This is a genomic window from Bernardetia sp. (assembly GCF_020630935.1).
Taxonomy (GTDB): Bacteria; Bacteroidota; Bacteroidia; order Cytophagales; family Bernardetiaceae; genus Bernardetia.
This window is the reverse complement of record NZ_JAHDIG010000066.1, coordinates 21,007-27,167: the sequence shown is the minus strand read 5'-3', so window position 1 is coordinate 27,167 and position 6,161 is coordinate 21,007. Positions and strand designations below refer to the sequence as shown.

Here is a 6,161-nt window from a genome sequence, read left to right as displayed (position 1 = left end):
GATGGAATCTTGCGCTAGAAAAGGTTTTCAAAACCTTATAGGATTAAGTTACGCAAGAACAGGAGAAAAGACTTTTTCAAAAGCATTGATAAAATCACCTTTGATGTCTTCGATATGCTCAATACCCACAGAAACTCTAAGCAGTGTTGGATGCACGCCTGCTCGTTTTTGCTCGTCTTCTGAAAGCTGTTGGTGTGTTGTAGAAGCTGGATGAATGATAAGCGTTTTGGCATCGCCTACATTTGCCAAATGACTGACAAGTTCTAAACTATTGACCAATTTTTCAGCGTTTTCTTTTCCTCCTTTAATTTGGAAAGACAAAACACCACCAAAACCGTTTCTCAAATACTTTTTACCTAACTCATGATACGGACTGCTTTCTAACCCAGGGTAGTTTACTTTTTCTACCAATTCATGATTTTCTAGCCATTTTGCAAGCTCTAAAGCATTATCTACGTGGCGTTGAACACGAAGTGAAAGCGTTTCTAATCCTTGAAGTAATAAAAATGAATTAAAAGGACTAATTGCTGCACCAAAATCTCTCAAACCTTCTACTCTAGCACGAATAGCAAAGGCAATATTTGGCAAGCCTAATGGGTTTCCTTCTCCGAAAGTTTCCCAAAAATTAAGTCCGTGGTAACCTTCTGATGGCTCTGAAAACTGTTTGAATTTTCCATTACCCCAGTTGTAATTTCCACCATCAACAATGATTCCTCCAATGCTTGTTCCGTGCCCTCCAATCCATTTAGTAGCCGATGCTGTTACGATATTTGCACCGTGTTCCAACGGACGGAAAAGATACCCTGCTGCTCCAAAAGTGTTATCTACCACCACAGGAATATCATGCTTTTTAGCAAGGTTTGTAATAGCTTCAAAGTCTGGAATATTAAATTCTGGATTGCCAATAGTTTCTAAATAAATAGCTTTTGTTTTTTCATCGATTAGTTTTTCAAAAGAAGAAACAGTATCGCCTTCAGCAAAACGAGTTTCAATACCTAATCTTTTGAAAGCAACCTTAAATTGATTGTGCGTACCACCATATAGAAAGGAAGTAGAAATAAAGTTATCTCCAGCTTCTAAAATATTATTAAGTGCTGTAAATTGAGCTGCTTGCCCTGATGCAACTGCAAGGGCTGCCACCCCACCTTCAAGAGCTGCGATTCGCTTCTCAAAGACATCTGTAGTAGGGTTCATGATGCGAGTGTAGATATTACCAAACTCTTTGAGTGCAAACAAGTTAGCTCCGTGTTCTGCGTTATTAAAAACATAAGAAGTGGTCTGATAAATTGGAACAGCACGAGAGCCAGTAGTTGGGTCTGCTTCCTGTCCTGCGTGGAGTTGAAGCGTTTCGAAATGCAATGGTTTTTTAGACATGGTATGTTGAATTTAGAATGTAGGTCAAATGGCTTGTCTTTGACAACACAGTTGATAATTAAAATTTGTATTGTTTTATACTTATCAGATAATAAGAATAAAATCTTTTTAAATAAGTTTGGTATTTAATAAAATTTGTAGGTACAACTATTTTTTACGTAAAATTTTGTATAATTTTAATTAAAAGTAGAACAAATTAGTTGTATAAGGTTACAATAATTTAGCTCTTCTTTAAGAGAAATACTACAAAACTGAAAAATAGATGAGGTAGATTAAAAGCAGCAACAACACATAGCCTTAGAGTTGGCTGCGTAAAAGGCTCGGTAAGAAAAAGAATTAATGATAAAATTCCCCTTAGTAGATGTTGGTACTCTTTGAGTGAGTGGTCTGTCTTGAGAGACAGCTTGTAGAATATGTGTATTCATTAGGTTTGTGAATTTATATGTCCTAAAAATAAAAAATTGATTTAGGCAGGAAGTAGCACCTTGCTTGCTTGTAAACTTTCTTACAAAAAAAGGCAGGTTGCCAGTACATCATAGAGCCTGTTCTCTCCGTACTTCTGTATAAATCTCATATACTTGAAAAATCTATTAAGAAACTAGATTTGAATAAGTATAGTTGAAGTGTGATGCAATGATACAATGGTTTTGAGAACTTTCCAAATAGTTATCAAAAATATATGTTAAAAAATCGTTAAATGACGTTTTTTAGGTAAAAAAGTCTAACTTTTTATTGAAAAAGTTATAAAATTGTTCTTTCTATACTCACAAGAAACATTTTGTTCAATTTTTAGCATAAATCATCGTTGGTGTCTCTGCCAACAAGCCATATATTTAAAAGAGCAAAAAAATAGTGTTCTGAAAAAACAGAACACAATGAAAATAAAAATTAACCTCTTGCTTTTTTTATGAGTTCTTCCATTTGTTGCAAATGATGTTCGAAGGCTCTTCTTCCTGCTGGAGTAATTTTGTAGGAGGTATTAGGACGTTTTCCAATGAATTTTTTGCGAACTTGCATATAACCACAATTTTCTAACGCAGCTACGTGGCTGGCTAAATTTCCATCTGTGAGGTCTAGTAGGTGTTTCATTGTCTTGAATTCAATCCAATCTTCTATCATCATAGCTGCCATTAGCCCTAGGCGAATACGATTGTTGAACTCTTTGTCCATATCTGAAATAATGCTGCGTAAGTCTGCCATATTTTTTTAAAGTTTATTTGAATTAAATATTGTTTGACAAACAAAGTAAAAGATTTGAAACTAAATTTGCAAGTATTTTGAGCAGAAAAATAGAAAAAATTGCAACTAAAATTAGAAAATAAGATAAAAGTCTTTCAAAAGCTCTACAAACTCATCAGTATAACCTCTGTTTAATTCAATATTTTTTTCTTCTTTTGATTTGTAGATGACAAAAGTTTTTTCCTCAACCACCTCATTTTGAGTTCGCCTAAAGCGTGTAATGACTCTAAATATTTTATCCATATCTTCTTTTCTGTTTAAAATATTTAATTTTCTTTGAGGAAATAGACCATACTGTTCAGCTTTTTTTATAAAAATATCCATCTCAAAAGCTGGCAAAAGAATATCACATTTCCCACTTGTAGATAGTAATTTCTGAATTGCTACTAAAAGTTCATCAAAAGAAAGTGCTTCACTATGTAGAGCTAAATTTTTTGAAGTATTTTCAGTTTTTTGTTGATGTAGAAAAAAAGGAGGGTTACTTATAATATGTTCGTATTCAAGCGTGGTATTTTTAGAGAAATCTTGTATGGCAAAATTAAATATAGATAGCCTTTTTCTATAATCGCTATTTTCAAAATTTTCTTTTGCTCTCAAAAACGCATTTTCTTCAATCTCTATGGCTGTAATTTGAGATGGATTTGGATTATTTTCTGTGCGCTGGGCTATCATCAGAGACAAAAGTCCTGTTCCTGTTCCGATATCTAAAATGGATTCACTTTCCGAAATATCTATACAAGCTCCAAAAATACAAGCATCTGTACAGATTTTCATAGCACAATCTTCTTGATTTATGCTAAATTTTTTGAATTGAAATATTTGATTTGCCTTATTTTTTCTCATACTCTAATAAACACCTTTTGCTGTATTATCCCAACCGTTTTGTTGAAAAAGAATCATTTTTCTTCCGTTTTCTGGTAAATCAATGATAAGCAAATGATAATTATCTTTCAAAGACATTCTATAACCATACGCACGCTGCCCATCTCTAATTCCAAATTGTGAAATATTGGGTAAAAATTTATCTAACTGATGGATTTCAAAATTGGGTTTTGTAGAAGATGCAAAAACATATCTTTTGACCTCTTCTAGTTGTTCTGTATTGATAAACTGCTTTCTATCAAAATCATAAATTCTTTCAATAGGTTGTCTTCTAAATGTAGAAATAGTAGAATCAGCTTTGTGTTCTCTCAAATAGGCAATTTTATTTCTTGCAACTGCTATCGAACTATTTATGCCATAATTTATATCACTAATTTCTTTCAAACGTGCAGGAGTGGCAAAGTAGGCAACAGCAGCTTTATAGGTGCGATATGTGCTTGGTTTTAAGTCATTCAAAACCTCAATGCGCTCTAAAAACTGACTTTCTGTAAGGTGTGTACCCGAATCAATTTTATATTTTTCAAAGCGTTCTTTTATTTCTTCTAAAGTATAATATGTATATTTTGGAACGTTTTTGTCTTTGGTAGTTATCTGTGCTTTCAATTCAGAAAAAATAGATGTTCCTATTAAAACAAAGAGCAAAAGTATAAATCTATAAGTCTTTTCTTTAAAAATAGTTATTGTTTTCATAACGATTAGATAGGTTTATAGTAGTTTTGTAAAGCAATTTAGAGTACTGGACATGGGTAGATATTTATTGTTCTGTGTGTCACAGAACAGGGACAAAATACCGTTCGTTGGTGTTTTAGCGTAGCGACACCAACAACTTTTATGTCATGTCCAGTAATCTAAAAGTAATTATTCTTTAAATATTCAAAATTCATTCTCAATTTATCATTTTATGAAAAATTTAATTTTAGTGCTTATTATTCTATCCTCTTTTAGTTGTGCCAATACAAAAAATAGTGCATCTAATGATACAAACAATTTAAAACAAGATACGCCAATGAACTATGAAACTCTAGCCAAGAAAAAATTAGACGTAACAGAAACTCAAGCAGAAGGAGAAAAATTTGAATGCCAAGAAAACGATAAAAAGACGTATGTCCTTTGCAAAAAAATAAGTAAAGGAACAGTCAAACAGCCAAGAAACTCAATTTCTTATGCCGTCTATGATATGAAAACAAATGAGCTAGTATATGAAGGGCTTGTAGATGGAGGACACGTAAAGTGGTACGATACAAATCGTTTGGAAATATATCAGCAAATGGGAATTCCAATAGAGGGAATGAGCCAAGATGATATGATAAAAATATATGATGTGGTAGAAAAAAATACCATTACAAAAACCGAAGCTGATAAAAAATAAAAATATATTATTCCATAATTATGAGCAAATGCTTGTTGTTTTTACAAAATAAGTTTAAATTCGTTTGTATATGGAGCTAAAAATAAAGTTTATTCAGTTTTTTGTAAAAATAAAATGGAACTAGACAAGATAAGTAAAAAAATATTTACAGGCGATAAGATTATTTGGGGAGTTGTTTTCCTTCTAGTAATTATTAGTGTTTTGGTTGTATATAGTGCCACTGGTGCGATTGCTTTCAAAAGAATGGACGGTGATACAGAATATTATCTTCTCAAACATAGTATTCTTCTGATAATGTCCTTAGTTATTATGTGGGTTTGTCATCGAATAGATTATAGATATTATTCTCGTCTTTCTCGTTTGGCACTTTTGATTTCTGTTCCACTTCTGATTCTGACGTGGCTTTTTGGTACAACTATTAATGAAGCAAGTCGTGGAATTATGATTCCATTTATAAATCAGTCTTTCCAAACTTCTGATTTTGCCACGCTTGCCCTTATTGCCAATGTTGCCAGTATGCTTTCTAAGCGTCAGCAGAGCATTAGAGAGTTTCAACGTTCTACGCTTCCCATTATTTTTTGGTCTGGACTTATTTGTGGCTTGATTGCCCTTGCGAATTTCTCTTCGGCTGTTTTGCTTTTTGCAACTTGTATGCTCATTATGTTTATTGGTCGTGTGCCAGTGCGTTATTTGGTCATGACGGTTGTAATTGGTGCTGTGGTTGGAATGATTGCTCTAAAACTAGGGCAACGTTCTGGAACGGCTGTTTCTCGTATGAAAGCCTTTTTTGATACAGAACAGGTTACTTTTCAAGAAGAACAATCCTATGTTGCTGTTGCTACTGGTGGACTCATAGGAAAAGGAATTGGAAACAGCCAACAACGAAATTTCTTACCACATCCTTATTCTGATTTTATTTATGCTATTATTATTGAAGAGTACGGACTTTTGGGAGGAATCATCATTCTAGGTCTTTATCTCATTTTGCTCTACCGAGGAATGGTAGCGATGGCAAATTCTGAGCGAGCCTTTGGAGGGCTTTTGTCAGCAGGACTAAGTTTTAGTTTGGTCGTGCAGGCATTGGTACACATGGGCGTTGTGGTTGGACTTGTTCCTGTTACGGGACTGCCTTTGCCACTTCTTAGTATGGGAGGAACATCTCTATTTTTTACAGGAATTTCTTTGGGAATTATTTTGAGTGTGAGTAGAGGAGAATATGAAAAAACTGAAAAAGAACCCATTACACCTCCACAAACAGGAAATAATTATCGTAGAATTGTTCATACGATAGAGTAAA

General features: G+C 33.5%; 7 protein-coding genes and 1 riboswitch. Of the genes, 2 read left to right on the top strand and 5 right to left on the bottom strand.

Annotated features, from left to right (window positions below):
- Positions 1-48: 48 nt before the first annotated feature.
- The 5 genes from QZ659_RS16295 to QZ659_RS16275 all read right to left on the bottom strand — a co-directional run bounded on the left by QZ659_RS16295 (position 49) and on the right by QZ659_RS16275 (position 4,185).
- On the bottom strand, positions 49-1,374 hold the full coding sequence (locus QZ659_RS16295) for an O-acetylhomoserine aminocarboxypropyltransferase/cysteine synthase family protein (RefSeq protein ID WP_291727388.1): 1,326 nt from the start codon (positions 1,372-1,374) through the stop codon (positions 49-51).
- Between the two features lie 272 nt (positions 1,375-1,646).
- Positions 1,647-1,799: a hypothetical protein gene (locus tag QZ659_RS16290; protein WP_291727386.1), complete on the bottom strand. Its 153-nt coding sequence runs from the start codon at positions 1,797-1,799 to the stop codon at positions 1,647-1,649.
- A 10-nt stretch (positions 1,800-1,809) separates the two neighbouring features.
- Positions 1,810-1,944, bottom strand: a riboswitch (SAM riboswitch).
- A gap of 318 nt (positions 1,945-2,262) precedes the next feature.
- A complete protein-coding gene (locus tag QZ659_RS16285) occupies positions 2,263-2,574 on the bottom strand; it encodes a winged helix-turn-helix domain-containing protein (RefSeq protein WP_291727384.1) in 312 nt (103 codons plus the stop codon).
- 111 nt (positions 2,575-2,685) lie between these two features.
- The gene (locus QZ659_RS16280; RefSeq protein WP_291727382.1) at positions 2,686-3,456 is read right to left on the bottom strand and encodes a tRNA1(Val) (adenine(37)-N6)-methyltransferase; all 771 of its coding nucleotides are present in this window, start codon (positions 3,454-3,456) and stop codon (positions 2,686-2,688) included.
- 3 nt (positions 3,457-3,459) lie between these two features.
- Entirely contained in the window at positions 3,460-4,185 is a 726-nt protein-coding gene (locus tag QZ659_RS16275) for a hypothetical protein (protein ID WP_291727380.1), read from the bottom strand.
- A gap of 211 nt (positions 4,186-4,396) precedes the next feature.
- On the opposite strand from QZ659_RS16275, the gene QZ659_RS16270 reads away from it, so the two are divergent.
- A complete protein-coding gene (locus QZ659_RS16270; RefSeq protein WP_291727378.1) occupies positions 4,397-4,864 on the top strand; it encodes a hypothetical protein in 468 nt (155 codons plus the stop codon).
- A 114-nt stretch (positions 4,865-4,978) separates the two neighbouring features.
- A complete protein-coding gene (locus QZ659_RS16265) occupies positions 4,979-6,160 on the top strand; it encodes an FtsW/RodA/SpoVE family cell cycle protein (protein WP_291727376.1) in 1,182 nt (393 codons plus the stop codon).
- Position 6,161 lies beyond the last annotated feature (1 nt).